The sequence below is a fragment of the Streptomyces sp. NPDC059718 genome (assembly GCF_042733315.1).
Taxonomy (GTDB): domain Bacteria; phylum Actinomycetota; class Actinomycetes; order Streptomycetales; family Streptomycetaceae; genus Actinacidiphila.
This window is the reverse complement of sequence record NZ_JBHWGA010000023.1, coordinates 70113-93199: the sequence shown is the minus strand read 5'-3', so window position 1 is coordinate 93199 and position 23087 is coordinate 70113. Positions and strand designations below refer to the sequence as shown.

Below are 23087 nucleotides of genomic sequence, written 5' to 3'. Positions count from 1 at the left end.
GTCCGCCGGTTTAGGCCACGAACCTGGCGCGGAGCGTCCACCCCGCCTCCGCCGTGCCCCGCGTGCCTCACACGCGGGCGGCGGAGCGCAGGTCGTGGTCGAAGGCGCGGATGTCCTCGGTCGTGAGGGTGGTGCGGGTGCGGGCGACCGCCTGCAGGTAGTCCTCGGTGCGGTGCGTCAGGTCCGCCGTGCTGCGCGGGTCCGTCGCCAGGTGCCGTTCGAAGGCGGTCTGCGCGGCGGCCTGCGCCGCGTACTCGATGTCCGCCGGTGTGAAGCGGTCGCTGGCCTCGACCAGCGCGTCCAGGTCGATGCCCGCCACCCGGTCCGGACCGATGTAGCGGATCCAGATCGCCCGGCGGGCGGCGGGGTCGGGCGGGCCGACCGGGATCAGGAAGTCGAAGCGGCCCGGCCGGAGGAAGGCCGGGTCGAGCGAGCGCACCGCGTTGGTCGCGCAGATCAGCAGCCGGCGCTCGCCGCGCCGGAACTGCGGGATGAGCTTGAGGAGCTCGTTGGTCACCCGGTGGGCCAGGGTGGACGGGTCCTGCCGCTCCGAGGCGATCTCCTCCGCCTCGTCGAAGAAGAGCACCACCTGCTCCAGGTGCTCGACCCGGGCGAAGAGCCGGCGCAGCCCGTCGGCCACGCCGTGCGCGTCCTCGGCCAGCTGGTACGGGAGCACCTCGATGAACGGCCACGCCAGCCGGGAGGCCACGGCCTTGGCGAACGTCGTCTTGCCGGTGCCCGGCGGACCGAAGAGGACCACCGCACGCGGCGGCACCAGGTGGTAGCGCTCCGCGACCCCGGGGTTCTCCAGCGGCAGCACCAGCCGCCGCTCGATGAGCGTCTTCTCCGCGGCCATGCCCGCGATGCGGTCCCACAGTCCGTGCTCCGGGACCGCCCCGCCGAGCTGGTCGAGCAGGGTGTCCTGCGCGGAGTCGGCCGACAGCAGCTTCTCGAAGTAACCGAGTCCGGGGCGGAAGGAGTACCCGGAGTTCCGGAACGCCTGCTCACCGACCTCGCCCTCGGGCAGCAGCGCCCCGATCCGGCGCATCCCCGCCTGGCTCAGGCTGTCCTCCAGGGCCGCCAGCAGCGCCGAGCCCATCCCGTGGTGGCGCCACTGCCGGGCGATGGCCAGCCGCAGCACCCAGGCGCGCTCCTGGGCCGTCGAGGACACCGCCGCCCCCACGACCCGGTCACCGACCATCGCCACCACGGCGGGCGCTCCCGCGCGCAGCGCGCCGACCACCTCCGCCAGGGTCACCGCGGGGTCCTCGGTCGTGTCGCGCGACTCCTCCCAGATGCGCACGACCTGGTCCAGGTCGCCTTCCTCCAGATCACGTACCCGCCAAGGCGTCATCGCGCTCACCTCCCGACCATTCTGGCCCAGGTGGCGCCGGAGCGCTCAGCCGGCGGGGTGGCCGACCTGCTCCTCCGCGCGCTGGCGCGGGGCGTCGGCCTGTCGGAGTTCGGCGAGCAGTTCGGTCTGCCCCGCGAGGAGTTCGGTGAGGATGCGGCGGGCCGCGCGCAGGAGTTCGGCGACGTCCCCGCCGGCGAGGGCGTAGCTGACGGTGGAGCCCTCGCGGATCGACACCACGATGCCGGACCGGCGCAGCACCGCGAGCTGCTGGGACAGGTTGGAGGGCTCGATCTCGATCTCGTTCAGCAGGTCCCGTACCGGCACCGGGCCGTTCTGGAGCAGCTCAAGGACCCTGATCCGCACGGGGTGCCCGAGCATGCGGAAGAACTCGGCCTTGGCCTGGTACAGGGGTACCTGCATCGTGTGTCGCTCCTGCCCGGTCTCCGACGGCCCTTCCCGTACGCGCCGGCGGCCGCTCCCGCTGCCGCCGGCGCGACACTGCGTCCAATCCTTCCCCTTCCGGGGCCCGTGCACCGCCGTGCTTGTGCGGATCAGGATGTGCCGAATTGAAGGATTCTTCAATTCCCGGGCGCACGGAGCCCCGAGGGAGGAACAGCGGCTACAGCTCGAGGTCGGCCTCGATGCGCCGGAGGCGGTGGCGGGCCATCGCGAGGTTGGCGTTGCGCCGGTCGAGCACGAGGTAGAGGAACAGGCCGTTGCCGTCGCGGCTCTTGAGCAGCCGGATCAGGTGGTACTGCGTGTTCATGGTGATCAGGACGTCCTCGATCTCCTCCTTGAGGCCCAGTTCCTTCATCGTCCGGGTCTTGGCGCGGATCACGTCGGTGTTGCCGGCGGCCGCGACGGTCAGGTCGAGGTCCTTGCCGCCACCGATCGTGCCCAGCGCCATGCCACTGGTGTAGTCGACCAGGGCAGCGCCCACGCTGCCCTCGATCGACGTCATCGTCTCCTTGAGGGAGGTCTCCACATTCGCCATCGGCGTTCGCTCCTTGCCGTCGCTCTCCCGGCGTCCGCGCGTCCGCGCGCCGCCGCCCCGGTTGGTGACGGAGAAGCTACTGAACGTGACGGCCCCGGTGGGGGAATCGGCGATGCCGGGGAGCGGCCCGGAGCCCCCGGGTAGGATGCGCCGCCCCTCTGCGGGTCAAGGTCCCCCGTCGGCGAGTAGCTCGCCGAGGACGTGCCGCGCGATCGACGCCATCCGCTCGTGGGTGTCCCGGTGGTGCCGCAGTTCCATCAGCGCGATCGACAGCGCCCAGCCGCGACCGCGCGCCCAGGTCGCGTCGTCGGTGCCCAGTGCCGCACGGAAGGTGCCACGGGCCGCGGCGGGCAGTACGTACCACGCGGCGATCGTGTCGACGGCTGGATCGCCGAGGCCCGCGCACCCGAAGTCGATGACCGCGGACAGCCGTCCGCCCGCCATCAGGAGGTTGCCCGGCTGCAGATCCGCGTGCACCCACACCGGCGGCCCGTGCGGTCCCGGTGCCGCCAGCGCCGTCTCCCACACCGCGCCGGCCGCCGCCGCGTCGACCTCCGCGCGCAGCGCGTCGATCGCGGACCGCGTCGCGCGGTCGCGCGCCGCGAGGGGCTCGCCGCGGTACGCGGGCGGTGCGCCGGCGGGGTCGACGCGCTGCAGGGCGGCGACGAACGCCGCCAGGTCACGGGCGAGTGCGCCGGGTTCGGCGAGGCGCCCCGCGGACGGGTTCTCGCCCTCCAGCCAGCCGTACACCGACCAGGGCCAGGGGTAGCCGTCGACGGGAGCACCCTTGCCGAGGGGCGCGGGGACGGACGCGGGGAGCCGTGGCGCGAGCCGCGGCAGCCACTCGTGCTCCTTGTCCACGTCGCTCGCGGCCCCCGCGGTCCTGGGCAGCCGTACGACCATGTCGCTGCCCAGGCGGTACATGACGTTGGAGGTGCCGGCCGACCTGGTGGGGGTGAGCGGGAGGTCCGCCCAGTGGGGGAACCGCGCGTGCAGCAGCCGGCGTACCAGCGCCGCGTCGATCCCGGCCTGGTCGCCGCTCAGGGTGCGTGGGGGCATGTCCGCCTTCCGACGTGGTCTCGTGCGACCGTGCTTACCAGCACCGGGGGCGTGCGCGGCACTGGATTTCCGCGGACGCGGGGAGCCCCGGGCGGGGGATGTCGGAGCCATGGGCTTGGATGTGCGCGTGACCGTTCACGACGTTGCCCCCCGACTGCCCTCCATCGCCGAACTGCGCGACCACTGCCGCGCGCTGGCGATGCTCGACGCGATCCTCAGCCCCGAGTGGGAGATGCGGTACCACTCCTTCGACGCGGTGTGGGACACGGGGGAGGAGATGGCCTCCCTGCGCAACGGGTCGGGAGACGAGTACGCGATCGTGTTCTGTGCGGCCGGGGCCTTCATCCGCGGCTTCGACCACGAGTCGCCCGTCAGCCCCTACGGTTCGGAGGATCACGAGCCCTGGCCGGGGGTCGTCGACGAGGTCCCCGAGGCCTTCCGTCCGTACGTCGAGGAGCCGGCGTTCTGCGACGAGGACGGCGTGCCGGTCGCGACCGTCTGCCTGTGGCGCGGCGCCGGGGACGACGCGTGGCGGCACGGCTCAGTCAACCTGCCCGAGGGCCGGGACGACGCGGACGGCGCGTCGTACCTGTTCGACCTGCTGACCGACCGTTCCCCCGAGGCGTTCCGCGCCTTCGCCGAGGACTACTACGAGGTGCCGGTCGACCTGGACGCCGTACGCCATGTCCACGCGCTGCGCCCGCTCACCCCGGAGGTCGTCGCGAAGCTGAACGCGGAGGTGACGCTCGACGGTCTGGCCGAGGACATCGCGGGCATCGGCTATCCGCGAGGCACCGCCTGACGGCAGGTCGAGGGCGCGCGGGTCAGGCCGTGCCCGCCGTGCCCCGGGCGACGTCGCGCAGCGCGTCGAGCAGCCCCCGCAGCGCCGGTTGCCGCAGCGACGTCTCCCGGACCGCGGCGTGGACCGCCCGGACGGGCTCCGGGCCGCGCACCTTCCGTACGACGACCCCGGGGTGGTGGTGCGCCAGGGCGGCCAGCGGCAGCAGGCTCACCCCCAGCCCGGCGGCCACGAAGCCCTGCGCGGTGGCGTAGTCCTCGCTCTGCACCACGACGGCGGGGCTGAAGCCGGCCGCGGCGCACGCCTGGAGGATCAGCTCCAGGCACGAGCCGTCCGGGGACTCGCTGCCCACCCACGGCTCGCCCGCGAGGTCGGTGAGGTCGAGCACCCGCTTCGCGGCGAGCCGGTGGCCCTTGGGGAGGACCGCGCGGTAGGGGTCGTCGCGCAGGTGCACCAGGCGCAGGCCCTCACGGCCCTGCCCGCGCGGCCGCACCACGATCGCCAGGTCCGCGCGGCCCTTCTCCACCTCCGGCAGCGGATCGCCGGGGTCGACCAGGCCGAGGTCGATCCGCACGCCCGGGTGCTCGCGGCGCAGCCGCGCGACGGCCGGGGCCACCAGGTCGGCACCCGCCGTCGGGAAGTAACGCACCGTCAGGCTCCCGGTGCGGCCCTCGCGCAGATCGGCCAGCGCCGTCTCGGCCTCGGCCACCTCCCTGCCGATGCGGGCGGCGTACTCGGTGAGCAGCAGCCCGGCGGGCGTCGGCTGCACCCCGCGCCCCACCCGTTCGAGCAGCGGGACCCCGGCCTGCCTCTCCAGGACGGCGATCTGCTGGCTGACGGCCGAGGGTGTGTAACCGAGGTGGTTGGCGGCCGCGGTGACCGACCCGCTGGTCACCACCGCCCGGAGGACCTGCATGCGGCGCACGTCGAGCATGTAGCTCAGCTTAACGGTAGGTGGATGAACCTTCGCTTGTGCCACCAGGACGGGTGGGGGAGCGTCGTGGGCGACGGTGACGCGAGACGACGGGAGGCCGGCGTGTCCGGTGGCGGGAGCGGCGCGAGGGCGCTGCTGCGGATGGCGGTGCTGGCCCTGTTGTGGGGGTCGACCTTCCTGTGGATCAAGATCGCGCTGGAGGGACTGCCGCCCGCCTGGGTCACCTTCCTGCGCTGCGCCTGCGGCGCGGTCCTGCTGCTCGTGCTCTGCCGCCGCGCGGGCCTGCGCCTGCCGCGGGGGAGGCTCCTGTGGAGCCGTCTCACGGTGGCGGCCCTCTTCTGCAACGCCCTGCCGTTCCTCCTCTTCAGCGTGGGCGAGCAGAGCGTCGACTCCGGGGTGGCGGGCGTCCTCAACGCCACGACGCCGTTGTGGTCCCTGCTCATCGGTCTCGCCCTGGGCGGCGCGGGACGACGCGCCATTCGCGGACCCCGGCTCGGCGGCCTCCTCGCCGGATTCGCGGGTGTCCTTTTGATCTTCGCCCCCTGGCACCGGTCGGGCCTCGCGAGCTGGGGCGCCCTGGCCCTGCTGGGTGCGGCCGCGAGCTACGCGCTCGCCTTCGCCTACATGGGGCGCAGGCTCATCCCCACCGGTGCGGGCGCACTCCCGCTCGCCGCCGCCCAGTTGACCGCCGCGACCGCGCTGAGCGTGCCGGCCCTGCTCGTCACCGGCACCACCGGGATCGCGGTGACCGTGCGCTCGTCCGTCGCGGTGCTCGCCCTCGGCGTCCTGTGCACGGGCGTCACCTTCTACCTGACGGTGCGCATCATCGCCGACGAGGGCGCGACGGACGCGGCGACCGTCGGCTACCTCCTCCCCGTCGTCTCGGTGGGGCTCGGCGCGCTCGTCCTCGACGAGCCGGTGGGCGCCCGGGTGGTGGCCGGCATGCTGGTCGTCCTCGTCGGGGTCGGGCTCACGCGGTCGGGGGGGCTCCGCCTACGCCTGCGGCGGCGGCATGCCGACGCCACGGGCGAGCGCGGCGACGACCGCGCAGGCGTGCCCGGGCAGACGCACGGCCGCCCATTGGGCGGCGGCACGGAGGAAGCCCGCCAGGTCCCGCTCGGCGCCCGCGACCCCGCGCCGCAGCACGTCGACGTCGACCTCGAACGCCGGGCTGCCGTCCCGCTCCGCGTCGACGGTCAACCGGACGACGTCGCCGTGCCGTTCGGCGAGCGGTGAGGGGTCGTGGCCGAGCCACACCTCGCCGGTGCCGTCGAGGACGTCGAGCCATTCTCGCCAGTCCTCCAGCCCGCTGCAGCAGCCCGGGCGTACCACCACCAGATCGCCGGCGGTGCCGGTGACCTGCAGTCCGCCCGGAGCCTGGACGTCCTCCCCGGTCAGCAGCCCCCGCAGGAAGTCCTCGACCGGGTCGCCGGGCCGGGCGGGCGGGGCCTCGTCGTCCCTCCGGGCATCGTTGTACGCGGCGATGGTCATCACGGCCGCGCCGACCTCGGGGGGTGCCAACGCGCCGTGGAGCGGCATGAAGCTGAACGGCTCCCGCTCGGCCACCGGCCAGAGGGCGAAGCCGTCCGCGGTCCCCAGTTCCAGCACGGGCTGCACGAGGATCACCGCCCGAGTCTGCCGCGGCCACCGGCCGGGCCGCCTCCCGTTTTCCGGCGGGCCCCGCGCGTCCGGGGAAGTCGTGCCCACCGGCTGCGGTGAAGGGTGGGTCCGGGTGCCGGAGGTACGGCCGGCCGAACAGCCGCGATCGCCGGGCAGGCGCCGGGGCGGCCTCGCGGGCGCTCGCCCGACACCGTGGCCGAGTCCGGGCGGCGGCCGGGACGCCGCGGTCGTGGTGCGGCAGCGCGGTCCAGCGCGGCCCGCCTGACCGCTGCCGTCGCGATTGCCGGCATGGCGCGATGCGGGAGCCCCGCCTCCTCCGAGCACTGCCGGGGAGGCCGTCCCGACGGGCCGAGGCAACGGGTGAGGCCGGGTGTCGGCGGTTGGCCCTGCGGAACGGTGGGAATCGCGCCGCAGGTTGAGGTGGTCCGCGGGCGCTCGCCCGGTGCCGTGGCCGATGCGAGGCCACTCCGGCGAGTTCGGCCGCCGCCGGTGGGACCGTGCCGGCCGGTCGCGGCGATGGATGGGTCCGGGTGCCGGAGGTACGGCCGGCCGAACGGCCGCGACCGCCGGGCAGGCGCCGGGGCGGCCTCGCGGGCGCTCGCCATACGCCGTGGCCGGTGCCGGGGCGGCACCGCCGGTGCGGGGCCGTCCGGGCGGGCTGCGGCGATGGGTGACACCGGAGGTGAGCCGGGCCGAACGCGGTTCTTCGACCGGCGACCTGCGGCAGCCCCGGCACGACCGACGCGGGGCCACGCGGCCCGGTCACGCCACCCGCAGGTCCTCGATGGCGTCCTCGTCCCAGTCGATGCCGAGCCCCGGGGTCTCGGGCGGAACGACATGGCCGTCGACGACCGTCAGGGGGGTGCGGGTGATGGCGTCGAGCTGGGGGATGTGCTCGACGTACATGCCCGGGGGCACCGCGCAGGCCAGGCTCGTGTGGAGCTCCATCAGGAAGTGCGGGGCCACCTGGACGTTGAACGCCTCCGCGGTGTGCGCCGTCTTCAGCCACGGGGTGATCCCGCCGACGCGCGCCACGTCGACCTGGACGATGCCCGCCGCGCCCGCGGCCAGGTACTCGGCGAACCGGCCCACGCCGTAGAGCGACTCGCCGACCGCGACCGGGATCGAGGTCGATGCGGCCAGCCGGACGTGCCCGGCCAGGTCGTCCGCGGGCAGCGGTTCCTCGAACCAGGCGAGGTCGTACGGCTCGTACGCGCGCGCCCGGCGGATCGCCTCGGCGCCCGTCATCGACTGGTTCGCGTCCACCATGAGCACCCAGTCCGGCCCGACGGCGGCGCGGACCGCGGCCAGCCGCTCCACGTCCTCGCCCGCCGTGGGCTTGCCGACCTTGACCTTCGCGCCGCGCAGCCCGCGCTCCTTCGCCCGCAGCGCGCCGGCGGCGAGTTCGTCGGGCGTCAGGTGCAGCCAGCCGCCCTCGGTGTCGTAGAGCGGCAGCCGCTCGTGCGCGCCGCCGGCGAGCCGCCAGAGGGGTTCGCCGGCGCGCAGGCACCGCAGGTCCCACAGGGCGGTGTCGACCGCGGCCAGCGCGAGGGAGGTGATGGCCCCGACCGAGGTGGCCCGGGTGACCGACAGCAGTCGCCGCCACAGCGCCTCGACGGAGCGGGCGTCGGCGCCCGTGAGCAGGGGTGCCAGGTGGTCGCGGAGCAGGGCGAGCACGGAACTGCCGCCCGTGCCGATGGTGTACGCGTAGCCCGTGCCCGTGAGGCCGTCGTCCGTGGTGAGGGAGACCAGGACCGTCTCCTGGCGCACGAAGGTCTGCAGGGCGTCGGTGCGCAGCACCTCGGGTTCGAGAAAGACCATCCGGCACTCGGCCTTCGTGATCCGGCTCATGACGGCGACCGGCCTTCCGGGGGGGGGTCACACAGGGGGACGTCACTTCGCGGGGGCGAAGACCCGCTGCGCGGCGACGGCCGCGCCGCCGCGCGCCCACTCCTCGAAGGGCAGCGGACGCACGACGAGGTCGCAGTCGGCCGCGGCCCCGAAGGCGTGGTCGGCGAAGGTCTGCCGGATCTGGTCGGCGAACAGGTCGTACGAGGCGACGCCCTCGCCGGAGATGATGATGCGTTCCGGGCCGATGAGGTTGGCCACCGACGCCATCGCCAGACCCATCACGTGCCCGGCGCGGGAGAAGACCGCGCGGACGGCGGCGTTGTCGGTGTGCGCCAGCCGTACGGCCTCCTCCATCGTCAGCGCGGGGTCGCCGGTGGCCTGCCGGGCCTGCTCGGTGATGGCGTGCGTGGAGGCCACGGTCTCCACGCACCCGGTGTTGCCGCAGGTGCAGGTGCGGTCGGTGCCGCCGACGGGCAGGTGCCCCACCTCACCGGACACCCCATGGGCCCCCGACACCACGCGGCCGCCGATGGACAGCCCGCAGCCGATGCCCGCGCCCACCGTGACCAGGGCGAACGAGGACAGCCCCACCCCGGCGCCGAACCACTGCTCGGCGACGGTCAACGCGCGCACGTCGTTCTCGATGACCGTCGGGATGCCGGACGCCGACTCGACCAGCTGCGCGAGCGGCACACGGCGCCAGTCGAGGAACGGCGAGTACTGGACGGTGCCGGTCTGCCCGTCCACGTCGCCGGAGATCGTGACGCCGACGCTGTGGACGGCGTCGTCCCCTTCCGCACCCGCGGCTGCGCGCAACTGCCCGATGAGCCGGGAGATCGCCAGCACCACGGTCCCCACGTCGCGGGAGTCCAGCGCGGCGCGCCGGGAGGCCAGCGGCCGGGCGGTCAGGTCGGTGAGCACGCCGATGAGTTCGTCGCCGGTCACCTTCACGCCGACGAACCGCGCGCGGCCGGCGCGGACGGCCATCGGCGTCGCGGGGCGGCCACTGGCCCGCTCCCCGGCCGGCCTGCCGAGTTCGGTGATCCAGCCGTCCGCCAGCAGGGGAGTGGCGGCCTTGGTCACCGCGCCCGCCGACAGGCCCGTGCGCCGCCCGATCTCGGCCCGGGTGAGGGGGCCGTGGACGAGCAGGGTCTGGAAGACCAGGACGGCGGCGGGGGGCTGGTCGGCAAGGCTCATGGCCGGACCATACCTTTCCAAGGGAAAGTAAGGAAGGGGCCTACTCATCCCATCTTTGGGTGGGGAGGTCCGGGATCCGGTGGAGATTTTCCCGCGAAGACCGCTGCTTGGCGCAGCAGACATCGGATTTTTGCCGCTGAATATGTTGACGTTGGAAGGAAACCCTGGCTACATTCGCCGCACTCCTCGCCCGGAGCGGACGAAGCGCCCCCGGCCGAGGAGCGCGACCGGAGCCTCCCCCGGTCGCAGCACGCCCGCCCTCGGTGGTGTTCCGGGACGACCGCCACCGAGGACGCCCCCTGCCTCCCGTACCCCCTGCCCACTCGAAGCGGACGCCGTCGCGCCGGGATGGAGTGCCCCCATGGCTCATTCAGCTGTACTCGCACGTCTCAGATGGCCCGTGCCGCGTCGGCCCGGCGGCATGCGCAGGGCCGCCCTGCCCGCGCTCGCCGCCACCGCGCTCGCCACGGCCCTCGCCGTACCCGCCGCCGCGTCGCCCGCCGCGCCCGCCATGCCCGCGTCCTCCGCCTCCTCTGCGTCCCCGGCGGAGGCCGCAGGCTCCGAGGCCGCCCCCGTGGTGGCCGCCAAGCCCTACATGGGGTGGAGCAGCTGGAGCCTGGAGTCGACCAACTTCCCCGGCTACGGCGGATCCTGGCTCACCGAGCCCCATGTGCTGCAGCAGGCCGACATCCTGGCCTCCAAGCTGAAGCGGCACGGCTACGAGTACGTCAACGTCGACGCCGGCTGGAACGTCGGCAGCGAGACGAACAAGAGCCTCTCCGACGAGTACGGCCGCCCCGTCGCGGACCCCGTGAAGTTCCCGCACGGCATGAAGTGGCTCGGCGACCAACTGCACGCCAAGGGCCTGAAGTTCGGGCTCTACCTGGCGGTCGGCCTGTACATCGACACGTACAACGACGGCAAGACGCCGATCCACGGCGCGCCGGGGTGCACGACCAAGGACATCGTCTACCCGGACCTGCGCAAGACCAGCGGCTGGGACAACGTCTCCTACCAGCTGAACTTCGCCAGCCCGTGCACCGAGAAGTACATCCAGTCCGTCGCCGACCAACTGGCCGGCTGGGGCGTGGACTTCCTGAAGATGGACGGTGTCGGCCCCGGCTCCAACCAGGGCGACGCGGCGCACGACAACGTGCCCGACGTCAAGACCTGGCACGCCGCGCTGCAGCGTACCGGCCGCCCCATCCAGTTCATCCTCTCCTGGTCGCTCAGCCACGACAAGGCCGACGTCTGGAAGGAGAACTCCAACGGCTGGCGCGTGGACACCGACGTCGAGTGCTACTGCGACACCCTGGTGACCTGGAACAACTCGGTCAAGCAGCGGTGGAACGACGTCGTCCCCTGGATCGACGACGCCGGGCCGGGGCACTGGAACAACCTCGACTCCCTCGACGTCGGCGCCGGCCCGCTCGACGGCCTCAACGAGGTCGAGCGGCAGAGCCACATGACGCTCTGGGCCATCGAGAGCGCCCCGCTCTACATCGGCGACGACCTCACCAAGCTCGACCCGTACGGCCTGTCGCTGCTCACCAACGACGAGGTCATCGCCGTCGACCAGGCCGGCAACCCGGCCAAGCCGCTCAGCCAGGACAGCCCGCAGCAGGTCTGGTACGCCCGCAACGCCGACGGCAGCTACACGGTGGCCCTGTTCAACCTCGGCAAGGGCTACTCCGACGTGACCGCCGACTGGAGCGAGCTGGGCATCAGCGGCAAGCCCGCCGTCCGTGACCTGTGGAGCCGCAAGAACCTCGGCAAGGTCGCCGACGGCTTCACCGACAACCTGCCGCCGCACGGCTCCCGGCTGCTGCGCGTCACCCCGGCGGACGTCACCGCAAAGCCCGGTGTCCCGCTCGGCGTGCGCGCCACCGCCTCCACGGCCGGCAGCGTCTCGCTCACCTGGGACGCGGTGAACACCGGCACCGCCACCACCGGTTACGACGTGTACGCGGGCGGCGCCAAGGTCGCCACGGTGGACGGCACCTCCGCCACCGTCACCGGGCTGCAGGCCGCCACCGGCTACGCCTTCACCGTGGTCGCCCACGACGCCCGCGGCCGTACGTCCGCGCCGAGCAACGCCGTCCCCCTCACCACCCCCGCGGCCGACGGGCCCACCTCCTACGAGGCCGAGGCGTCCGGCAACCCCCGCACCGGCAACGCGAGCGTCGGCGACTGCTCCCGGTGCTCGGGCGGCAAGAAGGTCGGCAACCTGGGCGGCGACGCCTCCGTGACGATCAAGGACGTGACGGCGCCGAAGGACGGCACCTACCTGATGACGGTGGACTTCACCGACGGCTCCTCGGGGCGCACGGCCGTGGTCACCGTCAACGGCACCGCCTTCCAGCTCCCGCTGCACGGCGGCAACGACAACGACTGGGGCCGCCCGCGGTCGGTCACCGTGCCCGTCCACCTGAAGGCCGGGGCCAACACGATCGCCTTCGGCAACCCCTCCGACTACGTCTCCGACGTCGACCGGATCACCGTCTGACCGACGGCCGGTCCGGCATCGGGACACCGTCCCGCCCATCCACCCGTCCGACCCGACGCACGCAAAGGAGAGTGCCGTGGTGGTCACATCGCAGGACAACCACACGACGCCGGTGGCACCACCGTCCGGCGCAGCCGGCGCGGGGGCCACCACGGCCTCTTCCACCCCCGGGACCCGCGGGCCGCTGAAGGCCCGCAAGCACACCGGCGGCCGCAGGCCCGGGCGCGTGACCGCGACCCGGTCCGCGGCGGCCCGAAGGCGGGACCTGCCGGTCGCGCTGCTGCTGATCCTGCCCGCGGTGGTGGGGTTCGCGATCTTCTACGCCTACCCGACCCTGCGCGGCATCTACCTCGGCTTCACCGAGTTCCACGTCCTCACACCGCCGCGCTGGGTGGGACTGGCCAACTTCCACGAGATGTCCGGCGACGGGGTCTTCTGGCACTCCCTCCTCGTCACCCTCTGGTTCGTGGTCCTGTCCGTCGTCTTCGGCACCCTGATCTCCCTGGTGACCGCGGTCGTGCTGCACCGCGTCACCGACTCCTCGATGCTGCGCGGCGTGATGCTGCTGCCCTTCCTCATCTCCAACGTCATCGCCGCCCTGGTCTGGCAGTGGATGCTCGACCCGCACCTCGGCGTCATCAACATCGTGCTCGACCACGTCATCGGCCACCCGGTCCTCTTCTTCGGCAGCGGTCCGTGGGCCATCCCCTCGCTCGCCGCCATCAGCGTCTGGAAGTGGATGGGCTACTACTCCCTGCTGATCTTCGCGGGGCTGCAGACCATCCCGTCCACCATCTACGAGGCCGGCCGGGTGGACGGCGCGAGCGAGTTCCAGATGTTCCGCCGGCTGACCGTGCCGCTCCTGCGGCCGATCCTCGTCATGGTGGTCGTCCTCACGGTGATCAACGCCTTCCAGGTCTTCGACATCGTCGCCGTCACGACCAGGGGCGGCCCCGCCAACGCCTCGAACGTGCTGCAGATGTACATCTACGACAAGGCCTTCCGCCAGTTCGACTTCGGCTACGCCGCGACCATGTCGCTGGCCCTGTTCGTCCTGCTCATCACGGTCACCTTCACCCAGCTCCGGCTCGCGCGGGCCGACGAATCCGACCTGAACTGAAGGAGGCCCCCGATGACGGTCACCCTGGCACCCCGTACGAAGACCGTGCGGCGCCCCCGCACCCGCAAGGCGACCCCCGGCCGGATCGTGGCCTGGGCCTACCTCGGCCTCGTGTCGCTGATCACCCTCTTCCCCTTCTACTGGATCGTGCGCACCGCGCTGTCCAACAACTACCGGCTGGCCACCGACCCCTCCTCGCCGCTGCCCGTCGGCTTCACCTTCGGCGCCTTCAAACGGGCGCTGGGCCTGGCCTCCATCGCCGAGGCCCAGGCCCAGGGCGGCTCGGGCGCGTCCCTCGACATCGCGCTGTACCTGCGCAACTCGCTGATCTACGCGTCGGTGCAGACCGTGCTCATCGTGCTGTTCTCCTCCTGCGCGGCCTACGCCTTCTCCAGGCTGCACTGGCGCGGCCGCAACCTGGTGTTCGGCATCCTCATCAGCGCGCTGATGGTGCCGAGCGTCTTCACGCTGCTGCCGAACTTCGTGTTCATCAAGGACGTCGGCCTCACCAACACCTTCGCCGGTCTCATCCTCCCCGGCGGGCTCTTCCAGGCGTTCACGGTGTTCTTCCTGCGGCAGTTCATGCTCGGCCTGAGCAGCGAGATCGAGGAGGCCGCGATCATCGACGGCGCGGGACCGCTGCGGATCCTCTACCGCATCATCCTGCCCATGTCGGCCGCGCCGATCGCCACCGTGTCGCTGCTGATGTTCGTCAACGCCTGGAACGACTACATGTGGCCGCTGCTGGTCACCAACGACGCCAGTGTGCAGCCGCTGACACTCGCCCTCGGCGTCTTCAAGCAGTCCTCGCCGCAGGCCGCCCCCGACTGGGCCGGGCTGATGGCCGCCTCCCTCATCGCCGCGCTGCCGATGCTGCTGCTCTTCCTCGCCTTCGGCAAGCGGATCGTCAACTCCATCGGCTTCTCCGGGCTCAAGTGACCGAGCACGCGCACCAGGACGGCACCCCATGAACTCCACTGACCTGCTGCTCGGCTGGCCCGCGCCCGCGGCCGACTGGAACGAGGCCGCCCCGGTCGGCAACGGCCGGCTCGGCGCGATGGTCTTCGGCGGGACCCACCGTGCCCGGATCCAGATCAACGACTCCACCGTGTGGTCCGGCACCCCCGGCGGGCCGGCGAAGGCGCTCGCCGACGTCGTCGCCGCCGGCGCCGGCCCGCGGCGGCTCGCGGAGGTCCGCGACGCGCTCCGCGCGGGCGACCCGCACCGCGCCGAGGAACTCCTGATGGCCTTCGAGGGCCCGTACAGCCAGGAGTACCTGCCCTACGCCGACCTGTGGCTGACGGTGTCCGGGGCGCAGGACGCCACGTACCGGGGCCGCACCCTCAACCTCGACAGCGGGATCGCCGAGGACGCCTTCGACCTGTCCTGCGGGACCTCGGTCCGTCGCCGGACCTGGGCCGACGCCGCCAACGGGACCCTGTGCACCGACCTGGCCGCGCGGGGCGGCACCGTGGACCTGCGCCTGGAACTCACCACCCCCCTCCGGGAGGTGCACCGCACCGCCGGCCCCGAGGGGGTCGTCCTCGGCGTGGAGATCCCCGTTGACGGGGCACCCGCCCACGAACCGGACGTTCCGGAGCCGCTGCGGTACGCGGACGGTCCCGTCGACGGCTACGACCCTTTCGGCGCGATCGCCCTGCGCGTGGCCACCGACGGGGAGGTCACCGCCGACGGCGCGGCCCTCCGCGTCACCGGCGCCACCCGGCTCCTCGCGGTCGTGGCGAGCTCCACCGAGGCGCTGCGCCACTGGCGGGGCCTGGACGCCCCCGCGGACCGCGCCGCCCACCTCGGCTGCGCAGCGGACAGCGCCGCCCGGGCCGCGGAACGCGGCACCGAGGACCTGCTCAAGGCCCATGAGAGCGACCTGCGCGCACTCCTCGGCAGCACCTCGCTGCGCATCGGACCGCGCCGCTCGGGCACCCACGACGTCGCCCGCGACATCCTCTCCGGCGACGACGAACTCCTCACCGCGACCGTGCTGTTCCAGCTCGGCCGCTACCTCCTGGCCTCCGCGTCCCGCCCGCACGCCGGCCCGCCGGCCAACCTCCAGGGCATCTGGAACGCCGACCTGCGCCCGGCCTGGTCGTCCAACTACACCATCAACATCAACACCCAGATGAACTACTGGGGCACGGAGGCCGCCGGCCTCGGCCCCTGCCACGAGCCGCTGTTCGACCTCCTGGACCGCGTCGCCGGACACGGCAGGGACGTCGCCGAGCAGCTGTACGGCGCCCGCGGCTGGGTCGCGCACCACAACACCGACATGTGGGGCTGGGCCCTGCCCGTCGGCATGGGCCACGGCGCCGCGTCCTGGGCGATCTGGCAGATGGGCGGCGCCTGGCTGGCCCAGCACCTGTGGGACCACTGGGAGTTCACCCAGGACACCGCCTTCCTGCGCGAACGCGCCTGGCCGCTGCTCAGCGGCTGCGCCGAGTTCCTGCTCGACTGGCTGGTGGACGACGGCACCGGCCGGCTGGACACCCTCCCCTCCACCTCGCCCGAGAACCACTACCTCACCCCCGACGGCTCCATGGCCTCGCTCACCCGCTCCTGCGCGATGGACATGGCACTCACCCGGGCCGTCCTCGAACGCACCGCGCGCACCGCCGCGCTCCTCGGCATCGACACCCCGCTGAACGGCCGCATCGCCGACGCGCTGCCGAAGCTGCACCCGCCGCGGACCGCCGCGGGCGGCTGGCTGCAGGAGTGGGCCGAGGACCTGCCCGAACAGGACCCCCAGCACCGCCACCTGTCCCAGATGGTCACCGTCCACCCACTCGGCCAGGTCGACCCGGACCGCACCCCGGAACTCGCCGCCGCCGCGACGGTCCTGCTGGACCGCCGTGGACCCGGCGCGATGGGCTGGTCCTGGGCGTGGAAGATCGCCCTGCGCGCCCGGCTGCGCGACGCCGCCACGGCCCGCTCGCTCCTCCTGGAGGCGAGCCGGCCGCTCACCGGCGACCCGCACACCGACGCGCCCGTCGACGGCTCGGAGTGGGGCGGCCTGCTCCCCAACCTGTTCTCCACCCACCCCCCGTTCCAGATCGACGGCAACTACGGCCTCATGGCCGCGCTCACCGAGATGGTGCTGCAGAGCCACGACGGCACCGTCCACCTCCTCCCCGCGCTCCCGGCGCAGTGGCCCGACGGCGAGGCCGCCGACCTGCGCTGCCGCGGCGGCCTCGCCGCCGACTTCGCCTGGCGCGACGGTGCCCTCACCTCCGTGACGCTGCGCCGGCACGCCGGGGACGACGCCGAACCGGTGACGGTCCGCCACCGCGACCGCGCCGTCCGGGTACCCGTAGCCACCGGCACCGCCGTCACCCTCGACGCCGACCTCACCCCGTGCGGGGAGGACCGGCCGTGCTGACCGAGAACGACGTCCCCGAACTGTGGGCCTACCGCAGCAGCTACCGCGAGCCCGCCGACTTCGACGCCTTCTGGAAGGACACCCTGGACGCCGCCCGCGTCCACGAGCCTCGGCTGGAGCTCACCCCGGTCGACACCGACCTGGAGACCGTGGACGTCTACGACGCGGTGTTCCCCGGCTTCGGGGGCCACCCGGTGCACGGCTGGCTGCGGCTGCCGCGCCACCGCAGCGGCCTCCTGCCCGCGGTCGTGCAGTTCCACGGCTACGGCAGCGGACGGGGCGCCCCCGTCGAGGACCTGCTGTGGGCGTCAGCGGGGTACGCCCACCTGCTGGTGGACACCCGCGGCCAGGGCGGCGCCTGGGCGGGCGGCGGCGCCACCGGCGACCCGGTCGGCAGCGGCCCCTCGCACCCCGGGTTCCTCACCCGCGGCATCGAGGACAAGGACACCTACGTCTACCGCCGCGTCTTCACCGACGCCGTCCGCGCCGTCGAGGCCCTGCGCACCTCGCCGCACGCCGACCCCGACCGCGTCGCGGTGACCGGACCCAGCCAGGGCGGCGGCATCGCCCTGGCGGTCGCGGGACTCGTGCCGGGACTGCGCGCCGCGCACTTCCAGGCGCCGTTCCTGTGCGACGTCCGGCAGGCCACCCGGCTGACCGGCGAGCAGCCGTACGCGGAGCTCATCGGCTACCTCGGCGCCTGCCGGGACCGGGTCGAGCAGACCTTCCGGACCCTCGGTTACTTCGACGGCCTCGCCTTCGCCCGCCGTGCCACCGCGCCCGCCTGGTTCTCCGCCGGACTGCGCGACGAGGTGTGCCCGCCGGCCACCACCCTCGCCGCCTACCACCTCTACGGCGGGCCCCGGCAGATGCGGCTGTGGGAGTTCAACGGCCACGACGCCGGCGGCCCCGAGGACCTGGTCCTCGCCCTGAGCGCGTTCCGCGCGCTCCTCAAGACGTCGTCCCACCACCCTCACCAGGAACCGTCCCGAAAGAAGGAATCATGAGAATTCGCAGAGTCGTCGCCCTGGGGGCCACGCTCACCCTCGCCGCGGTGCTGTCCGCCTGCTCCTCCGGCTCGGACTCCGCGGGCGGCGGTTCGCAGACCGTCAACTGGTGGACCTGGGACGACAAGCAGGCCGCCGCGTACAAGACCTGCGCCGCGGACTTCGAGAAGGCCAACCCCGGCACGACCGTCAAGATCTCGCAGTACAACGTCGACGACTACTTCACCAAGCTGACCGCCGGCTTCGTCGCGGGCAACGCCCCCGACGCCTTCCAGAACAGCGTCCAGTTCTTCCAGGCCTACGCCGGCCAGCACCAGCTGCTGGCGATGGACGACTTCATCGCCAAGGACAAGTTCGACCTGTCCCGCTTCTCCGTCGGCGTGAACGCCTGGAAGTTCACCGACGGCAAGCAGTACGCGCTGCCGCTGGACTGGGCCGCGGCCGGCCTCTACTACGACCAGGACGCCCTGGCCAAGGCCGGCTACAGCAAGAGCGACGTCGACTCCGTGACGTGGAACCCCGACGACGGCGGCGAGTTCGGCAAGATGATCGCCCACCTCACCGTCGACGAGAAGGGCCGCCGAGGCGACCAGCCCGGTTTCGACAAGGCCCACGTCAAGACCTTCGGCTTCGGCCAGATCGCGGCCAAGGACTTCATCGGCCAGACCTCCTGGAGCCCGTTCGCCTCCAGCACCGGGTGGCGGCTCGGCGACAAGGAGAGCTGGCCGACGGTCTTCAACTACGGCGACCCGCGTCTGGTGAAGACGCTCAACTGGGCCCGCTCCCTGACGGAGAAGGGGTACGCGCCGAAGATCGGCGAGTTCACCTCCAGCGTCAGCGACGTCGACCTGCTCTCCTCCCACAAGGTGGCGATGGAGATGGGCGGTTCCTGGTCCGCCTCCACCTTCGCCAAGATCCCGGGCGTCAAGACCGGCGTCGCGGCGCCCCCGTACGGCCCCGACGGCAAGACCCGCGCGGTGATGAGCAACTCCAACGGCAACAACATCTGGGCGGGCACCAAGAACCCCGAGCTGACCTGGAAGTGGGTGTCCTACATGGGCTCCGAGGACTGCCAGTCCAAGGCCGCCCGCACCGGCACGTTCTTCCCGTCCATCCCCGCCTCCATGGACGCCGCGACGAAGGCCCTGGCCGGTGACGGCGTCGACCTGTCGGTCTTCACCAGCATGCTGAAGGACAAGGTCCTCTACCCGTCCCCGGTCTACGGCAACGGCGCCGCGGTGCAGGACGCCCTGAACCCGCTCTTCGAGGCCTATTTCGCCGGGCAGAAGGACGACTCCGTCTTCGCGGACATGCAGGACCAGAGCAAGACCCTCCTCGCGAAGAACTGAGCCACCGGCAGCGAACCGAGCCCCCGCCGCCGGACGCCCCCGACCCCGGGGCCGTCCGGCGGCGGGGCCCACCGAAAGGACTCCCCCCTCATGGCAGACACCACCGCGCGGATCGTCCCGCTGCGCGCGGCCGGCACCGCGTTCGTCGTCGAACTCACCGAGCCGGTGCCCAGGGTCCTCCACTGGGGGGCCGACCTCGGCCCGCTGTCCGCCGACGACCTCGCCGCCCTCAGCCTGACCGCCGAGCCCGCGGTCCTCAACAACTCCCCCGACTCCCCGCGCCGCTTCACCGTCTGGCCCACCGAGGCGGACGGCTGGGCCGGCACCCCCGCGCACCACGGGCACCTCGACGGCGGTGCCGCCGCCCCCCGCCTGACCACGACGGGCACCGCCGTCCGCCAGGACGCCGAGGGCGGCGAACTGGCCGTCTTCCTCACCGACGCCGCGGCGGGGCTCGACATCACGATCACCTACCGGCTGGAGCCCTCCGGTGTGCTCGCCGTCCACAGCGAGATCACCCGGCAGCGGACGGCGGACCCCGCCCCGTACGACCTCGCGCAGGTCACCGCGCTGCTCCCGCTGCCCCGGCGGGCGGGCGAGATCCTCGACTTCACCGGCAAATGGAGCCGGGAACGCTCCCCGCAACGCCGCCCCCTCGCCCACGGCACCTACGCCCGCGAGGTCCGGCGCGGCAAGCCCGGCCTGGACTCGCCCTACCTCGTGGCCGTCGGCGTGCCCGGCTTCGGCTTCTGCGAGGGCGAGGTGTGGGGCCTGCACGTCGCCTGGAGCGGCGACCAGCGCTACCTCGTCGAGCAACTGCCCGAGGGCGCCGGCGTCCACGCCGCCGTGCTCGGCGGCGGCGAACTGCTGCGCGCCGGCGAGGTCCGGCTCGCGCCCGGCGACACCCACCGCACCCCCGTCTGCCACTACGCCTGGTCCGGCACCGGCCTCGACGGCCTCGCCGACCGCTTCCACACCCTGCTCCGGGACCGCCCGGGTCACCCGCGCCGCCCGCGCCCGGTCATCCTCAACAGCTGGGAGGCGGTCTACTTCGACCACGACCCGGAACGCCTCCTGCGGCTCGCCGACCGCGCGGCCGAGGTCGGCGTGGAGCGCTTCGTCCTGGACGACGGCTGGTTCCGCGGCCGCCGCTCCGACCGCGCGGGGCTCGGCGACTGGACGGTCGAGCGGCAGGTGTGGCCCGCCGGGCTGGCGCCGCTCGCCGACCACGTGCGCTCCCTGGGCATGGAGTTCGGCCTGTGGGTCGAACCCGAGATGGTCAACCTCGACTCGGACCTGGCCCGCGAGCACCCCGACTGGGTCCTCGCCCCCGCGCGCGGCGCCGGCCCCCCGGCCCGCCACCAGCACGTCCTCGACCTCTCCCACCCCGGCGTCGTCACCCACCTGCTGGGGGCGCTGGACGCCCTGATCGAGGAGTACGGCATCGCCTACCTCAAGTGGGACCACAACCGCGAGGTGCACGAGGCCGTGAGCGGCCCGGCCGACCGCCCGGTGGCGCACGCCCAGGTCGAGGCGCTCTACCGGCTGCTGGACACCCTCAAGCAGCGCCACCCGGCCCTGGAGATCGAGAGCTGCGCCAGCGGCGGCGGCCGTGTCGACCTGGGCATCCTCGCCAGGACCGACCGGGTGTGGGCCTCCGACTGCAACGACCCGGTGGAACGGCAGTCCATCCAGCGCTGGACGGGCCAACTGCTGCCCCCCGAACTGGTCGGCGCCCACGTGGGCCCCACCCCCAGCCACACCACCGCACGCGTCGGCTCCGACACCTTCCGCCTGGCCACCGCGCTCTTCGGCCACCCCGGCATCGAACAGGACATCACCCGCTGCACCCCGGAGGAACTGGCCCGGCTCACCGCGTGGACGGCCCTGTACCGGGAACTGCGCCCGCTGCTGCACGGCGGGCGCACCGTCCGCGCCGACCTCCCGGGGGACGCGACGCTGCTGCACGGCGTCGTCGCTCACGACGGCACGGCCGCGCTCTACTGCTGGGCCCGCGTGGCGACCTCCCCCGAGGGCCAGTCCGGCCGGGTGCCGCTGCCCGGCCTCGCCCCCGCCCTCCGCTACCGCGTGCGCGTCCGCACCGACATGGGCCTGCCGTCCTTCCACCAGACGAGCGGCCCGGCCTGGCTCACCGAGGCGATCGACGACCGCCTCACCCTCCCCGGCACGCTGCTCACCGCCGCCGGACTGCCGATGCCCCAACTCAACCCCGGGCAGGCCCTCCTGATCGAGGTACGGCAGGCCGACTGACCGGGCCCGCGCCGCCGGACCCCCTACTCCTCCTCGGGGTCCCCGGGGGCCGTGGCCTGACGGCCGAGCCAGTACAGGGCCGTGTCCACGTCGCGGGCGGTCCAGCCGGCCGCGTCGGGGCCGGAGCGGATGAGGAGGTCGTCGAGGAGGTCCATGTAGCGGCCGTAACGGCCGGGCGCCGGCGTCAGCTGGTAGCCCAGCCGCTCCAGGCCGAACTGCGCGCGGCGGTCGTAGACGGCCATCCGGTCCGGCGCGGCGGCCGTGAGCAGCGCCGAGGCCAGCGCGTCGCCGTGGCGGCAGCCGGGCAGGCCGAGCAGGGCCTTGCGGCCCTGGCGGGCGGCCGCGCCGCGCGGGGCGTCCTGGTCGCGGACCGCGTGCACGGCCTCGGCGGTGACGGCCCGGACCTCGGCGTCGCGCAGGTTCATCAGCTCGACGACCCACGCGGTGCTCGCCTGCAGCCGCTTCCACACCACCAGCGCGGCGATGTCGGTCTTGCCCAGGCTGCCGGTGTCGCGGGCGCGCTCCGCTACCTCCGTCAGCACCTCGTCGTACGCGGCCGGGACCGCGGCGCGGTACGCCTCGCGGGCGGCGGACAGGGCGGACCAGACTCCGTCGGGGAGCGGGGTGAGGGCGGCGGTCGCGGATGCGTTCATGGACCGATGGTGACCCGACTCGGCCCGCTCCGTGTGCACTTGGCTGCTTGTGATCGGTTCGGTGCGATGTGTCGCCAGGAAGGATCAGATCCAGCCAGGGGCGTCGGCCGCAGCCCCCCACGACGTCCCACCCGACCGCACACGACGGTGCCGGGCGGGCAGCCGGGTCAGGGACGTACGGTTCCCGGCCCCGGGACCCCGCCCGGCAGGCCCTTCGGGGCTGGGGGCGACCCCGCGGCGGACGGGGCGTCGTCGTCCGCCGTGCCGCGCAGGGCGGACACGGCGAAGGCCACCGCGGAGGCCAGCAGCGCCAGCGCCAGCGGTCCCCAGATCGCCGGGATCGACCACATCGGCCAGTCGTTGGCCGCCTGCACCCACAGCGTCACGATCGCCGCGACGCCCATGGCGACTCCGTGCCACCGCACGGCCTTCGCCGCGTTCGCGTGCCGCGGCCCCGGCACGAAGAGCGCCCACAGCGCCCCGACGAGCGCCATCATGCCGGTCGAGAGGCCGGCGAGCGCGCCGCCGAGGCGGTCCTCGGGCCACTCCAGAGGCCCGTCGCTCGTCTCCTGCGAGGTTCCCGCGGCGTTCCGTACCTCGACGACCTGCCCCCGCCAGATCAGGCCGACGACCTTGTCGCCCGGCTCCAACTGCGACAGCACGGGACCGGGCCAACGGAAGGTCAGGTGCCAGGGCTTGCCGGACGGCAGCGACAATTCCGCCTCGGGCGACTCCCGCTTGCCGCTGTGCGTGTCCACCGACCGCACGGTGAACTGTTGCTCCCACCGGCAGTCCGACACCTCGACGGGTGCGGACGCGCACGGCGGCGCCGCACGGAACTCCCGCTCCCGCACCAGCGCACCGCGCGTCAGGAAGACCATCGCCACCCCGACGGCCAGCGCCGCCACGGCGATCAGCAGCCATATCCCGGCCGGTGACTTCTGTTCCGCCGATCCCACTGTGTCTCCCCACCCCCGTGCGA

At 73.4% G+C, this 23087-nt stretch carries 18 protein-coding genes; 9 read left to right on the top strand and 9 right to left on the bottom strand.

What is annotated here, in order from left to right; translation table 11 throughout:
• Nucleotides 1-67 precede the first annotated feature (67 nt).
• The 4 genes from ACFV3E_RS25405 to ACFV3E_RS25390 form a co-directional block, all read right to left on the bottom strand.
• Nucleotides 68-1354: an ATP-binding protein gene (locus tag ACFV3E_RS25405; RefSeq protein ID WP_500536736.1), complete on the bottom strand. Its 1287-nt coding sequence runs from the start codon at nucleotides 1352-1354 to the stop codon at nucleotides 68-70.
• 45 nt (nucleotides 1355-1399) lie between these two features.
• Nucleotides 1400-1774, bottom strand: coding sequence for an ArsR/SmtB family transcription factor (locus ACFV3E_RS25400; RefSeq protein ID WP_500536735.1), 375 nt, complete (start codon nucleotides 1772-1774; stop codon nucleotides 1400-1402).
• Between the two features lie 199 nt (nucleotides 1775-1973).
• A complete protein-coding gene (locus tag ACFV3E_RS25395) occupies nucleotides 1974-2348 on the bottom strand; it encodes a roadblock/LC7 domain-containing protein (protein WP_500536734.1) in 375 nt (124 codons plus the stop codon).
• A gap of 165 nt (nucleotides 2349-2513) precedes the next feature.
• The gene (locus ACFV3E_RS25390) at nucleotides 2514-3407 is read right to left on the bottom strand and encodes an aminoglycoside phosphotransferase family protein (protein ID WP_500536733.1); all 894 of its coding nucleotides are present in this window, start codon (nucleotides 3405-3407) and stop codon (nucleotides 2514-2516) included.
• 109 nt (nucleotides 3408-3516) lie between these two features.
• Between ACFV3E_RS25390 and ACFV3E_RS25385 the strand changes: the two genes are divergently transcribed.
• Entirely contained in the window at nucleotides 3517-4209 is a 693-nt protein-coding gene (locus ACFV3E_RS25385; RefSeq protein ID WP_500536732.1) for a hypothetical protein, read from the top strand.
• Between the two features lie 22 nt (nucleotides 4210-4231).
• Here ACFV3E_RS25385 and ACFV3E_RS25380 read toward each other — a convergent pair whose 3' ends face one another.
• Entirely contained in the window at nucleotides 4232-5140 is a 909-nt protein-coding gene (locus ACFV3E_RS25380; protein ID WP_500536731.1) for a LysR family transcriptional regulator, read from the bottom strand.
• A 141-nt stretch (nucleotides 5141-5281) separates the two neighbouring features.
• On the opposite strand from ACFV3E_RS25380, the gene ACFV3E_RS25375 reads away from it, so the two are divergent.
• Nucleotides 5282-6376: a DMT family transporter gene (locus ACFV3E_RS25375; protein ID WP_500536782.1), complete on the top strand. Its 1095-nt coding sequence runs from the start codon at nucleotides 5282-5284 to the stop codon at nucleotides 6374-6376.
• Nucleotides 6377-7522: 1146 nt separating this feature from the next.
• Here ACFV3E_RS25375 and ACFV3E_RS25370 read toward each other — a convergent pair.
• Together ACFV3E_RS25370 and ACFV3E_RS25365 are read right to left on the bottom strand one after the other, a co-directional pair.
• A complete protein-coding gene (locus tag ACFV3E_RS25370; protein WP_500536730.1) occupies nucleotides 7523-8611 on the bottom strand; it encodes a mandelate racemase/muconate lactonizing enzyme family protein in 1089 nt (362 codons plus the stop codon).
• Nucleotides 8612-8653: 42 nt separating this feature from the next.
• On the bottom strand, nucleotides 8654-9808 hold the full coding sequence (locus ACFV3E_RS25365) for an ROK family protein (protein ID WP_500536729.1): 1155 nt from the start codon (nucleotides 9806-9808) through the stop codon (nucleotides 8654-8656).
• Nucleotides 9809-10229: 421 nt separating this feature from the next.
• On the opposite strand from ACFV3E_RS25365, the gene ACFV3E_RS25360 reads away from it, so the two are divergent.
• From ACFV3E_RS25360 to ACFV3E_RS25330, 7 genes are all read left to right on the top strand, one after another.
• Nucleotides 10230-12314 (top strand): alpha-galactosidase D, encoded by a 2085-nt coding sequence (locus ACFV3E_RS25360; protein WP_500536781.1) that lies wholly within the window; start codon nucleotides 10230-10232, stop codon nucleotides 12312-12314.
• A gap of 76 nt (nucleotides 12315-12390) precedes the next feature.
• Nucleotides 12391-13434 carry a carbohydrate ABC transporter permease gene (locus tag ACFV3E_RS25355; RefSeq protein ID WP_500536728.1) on the top strand — a complete coding sequence of 348 codons (1044 nt, stop codon included), beginning with the start codon at nucleotides 12391-12393 and terminating at the stop codon, nucleotides 13432-13434.
• A 12-nt stretch (nucleotides 13435-13446) separates the two neighbouring features.
• Nucleotides 13447-14373, top strand: coding sequence for a carbohydrate ABC transporter permease (locus ACFV3E_RS25350; protein ID WP_499515789.1), 927 nt, complete (start codon nucleotides 13447-13449; stop codon nucleotides 14371-14373).
• Nucleotides 14374-14401: 28 nt separating this feature from the next.
• The gene (locus ACFV3E_RS25345) at nucleotides 14402-16825 is read left to right on the top strand and encodes a glycosyl hydrolase family 95 catalytic domain-containing protein (protein WP_500536727.1); all 2424 of its coding nucleotides are present in this window, start codon (nucleotides 14402-14404) and stop codon (nucleotides 16823-16825) included.
• A complete protein-coding gene (locus ACFV3E_RS25340) occupies nucleotides 16819-17832 on the top strand; it encodes an acetylxylan esterase (RefSeq protein WP_500536726.1) in 1014 nt (337 codons plus the stop codon). The genes ACFV3E_RS25345 and ACFV3E_RS25340 overlap by 7 nt, the downstream gene beginning before the upstream one ends.
• Nucleotides 17829-19181 (top strand): ABC transporter substrate-binding protein, encoded by a 1353-nt coding sequence (locus tag ACFV3E_RS25335; protein ID WP_500536725.1) that lies wholly within the window; start codon nucleotides 17829-17831, stop codon nucleotides 19179-19181. The genes ACFV3E_RS25340 and ACFV3E_RS25335 overlap by 4 nt, the downstream gene beginning before the upstream one ends.
• 90 nt (nucleotides 19182-19271) lie before the next feature.
• Entirely contained in the window at nucleotides 19272-21452 is a 2181-nt protein-coding gene (locus tag ACFV3E_RS25330; protein ID WP_500536724.1) for an alpha-galactosidase, read from the top strand.
• A 23-nt stretch (nucleotides 21453-21475) separates the two neighbouring features.
• Here the strand turns inward: ACFV3E_RS25330 and ACFV3E_RS25325 are convergent, their stop codons facing one another.
• Nucleotides 21476-22105, bottom strand: a complete 630-nt coding sequence (locus ACFV3E_RS25325; RefSeq protein WP_500536723.1) for a hypothetical protein — start codon at nucleotides 22103-22105, stop codon at nucleotides 21476-21478.
• A gap of 167 nt (nucleotides 22106-22272) precedes the next feature.
• The gene (locus ACFV3E_RS25320) at nucleotides 22273-23064 is read right to left on the bottom strand and encodes a hypothetical protein (protein WP_500536722.1); all 792 of its coding nucleotides are present in this window, start codon (nucleotides 23062-23064) and stop codon (nucleotides 22273-22275) included.
• Nucleotides 23065-23087: the final 23 nt, after the last annotated feature.

Excerpts from the sequence above, each read along its gene's own strand:
- ACFV3E_RS25385 (WP_500536732.1), top strand. The coding sequence starts at position 3,517 with ATGGGCTTGGATGTGCGCGTGACCGTTCACGACGTTGCCCCCCGACTG.
- ACFV3E_RS25345 (WP_500536727.1), top strand. The coding sequence starts at position 14,402 with ATGAACTCCACTGACCTGCTGCTCGGCTGGCCCGCGCCCGCGGCCGAC.
- ACFV3E_RS25380 (WP_500536731.1), bottom strand. The coding sequence starts at position 5,140 with ATGCTCGACGTGCGCCGCATGCAGGTCCTCCGGGCGGTGGTGACCAGC.
- ACFV3E_RS25335 (WP_500536725.1), top strand. The coding sequence starts at position 17,829 with ATGAGAATTCGCAGAGTCGTCGCCCTGGGGGCCACGCTCACCCTCGCC.
- ACFV3E_RS25360 (WP_500536781.1), top strand. The coding sequence starts at position 10,230 with ATGCGCAGGGCCGCCCTGCCCGCGCTCGCCGCCACCGCGCTCGCCACG.
- ACFV3E_RS25390 (WP_500536733.1), bottom strand. The coding sequence starts at position 3,407 with ATGCCCCCACGCACCCTGAGCGGCGACCAGGCCGGGATCGACGCGGCG.
- ACFV3E_RS25325 (WP_500536723.1), bottom strand. The coding sequence starts at position 22,105 with ATGAACGCATCCGCGACCGCCGCCCTCACCCCGCTCCCCGACGGAGTC.
- ACFV3E_RS25365 (WP_500536729.1), bottom strand. The coding sequence starts at position 9,808 with ATGAGCCTTGCCGACCAGCCCCCCGCCGCCGTCCTGGTCTTCCAGACC.
- ACFV3E_RS25395 (WP_500536734.1), bottom strand. The coding sequence starts at position 2,348 with ATGGCGAATGTGGAGACCTCCCTCAAGGAGACGATGACGTCGATCGAG.
- ACFV3E_RS25330 (WP_500536724.1), top strand. The coding sequence starts at position 19,272 with ATGGCAGACACCACCGCGCGGATCGTCCCGCTGCGCGCGGCCGGCACC.
- ACFV3E_RS25400 (WP_500536735.1), bottom strand. The coding sequence starts at position 1,774 with ATGCAGGTACCCCTGTACCAGGCCAAGGCCGAGTTCTTCCGCATGCTC.
- ACFV3E_RS25350 (WP_499515789.1), top strand. The coding sequence starts at position 13,447 with ATGACGGTCACCCTGGCACCCCGTACGAAGACCGTGCGGCGCCCCCGC.
- ACFV3E_RS25375 (WP_500536782.1), top strand. The coding sequence starts at position 5,282 with ATGGCGGTGCTGGCCCTGTTGTGGGGGTCGACCTTCCTGTGGATCAAG.
- ACFV3E_RS25370 (WP_500536730.1), bottom strand. The coding sequence starts at position 8,611 with ATGAGCCGGATCACGAAGGCCGAGTGCCGGATGGTCTTTCTCGAACCC.
- ACFV3E_RS25405 (WP_500536736.1), bottom strand. The coding sequence starts at position 1,354 with ATGACGCCTTGGCGGGTACGTGATCTGGAGGAAGGCGACCTGGACCAG.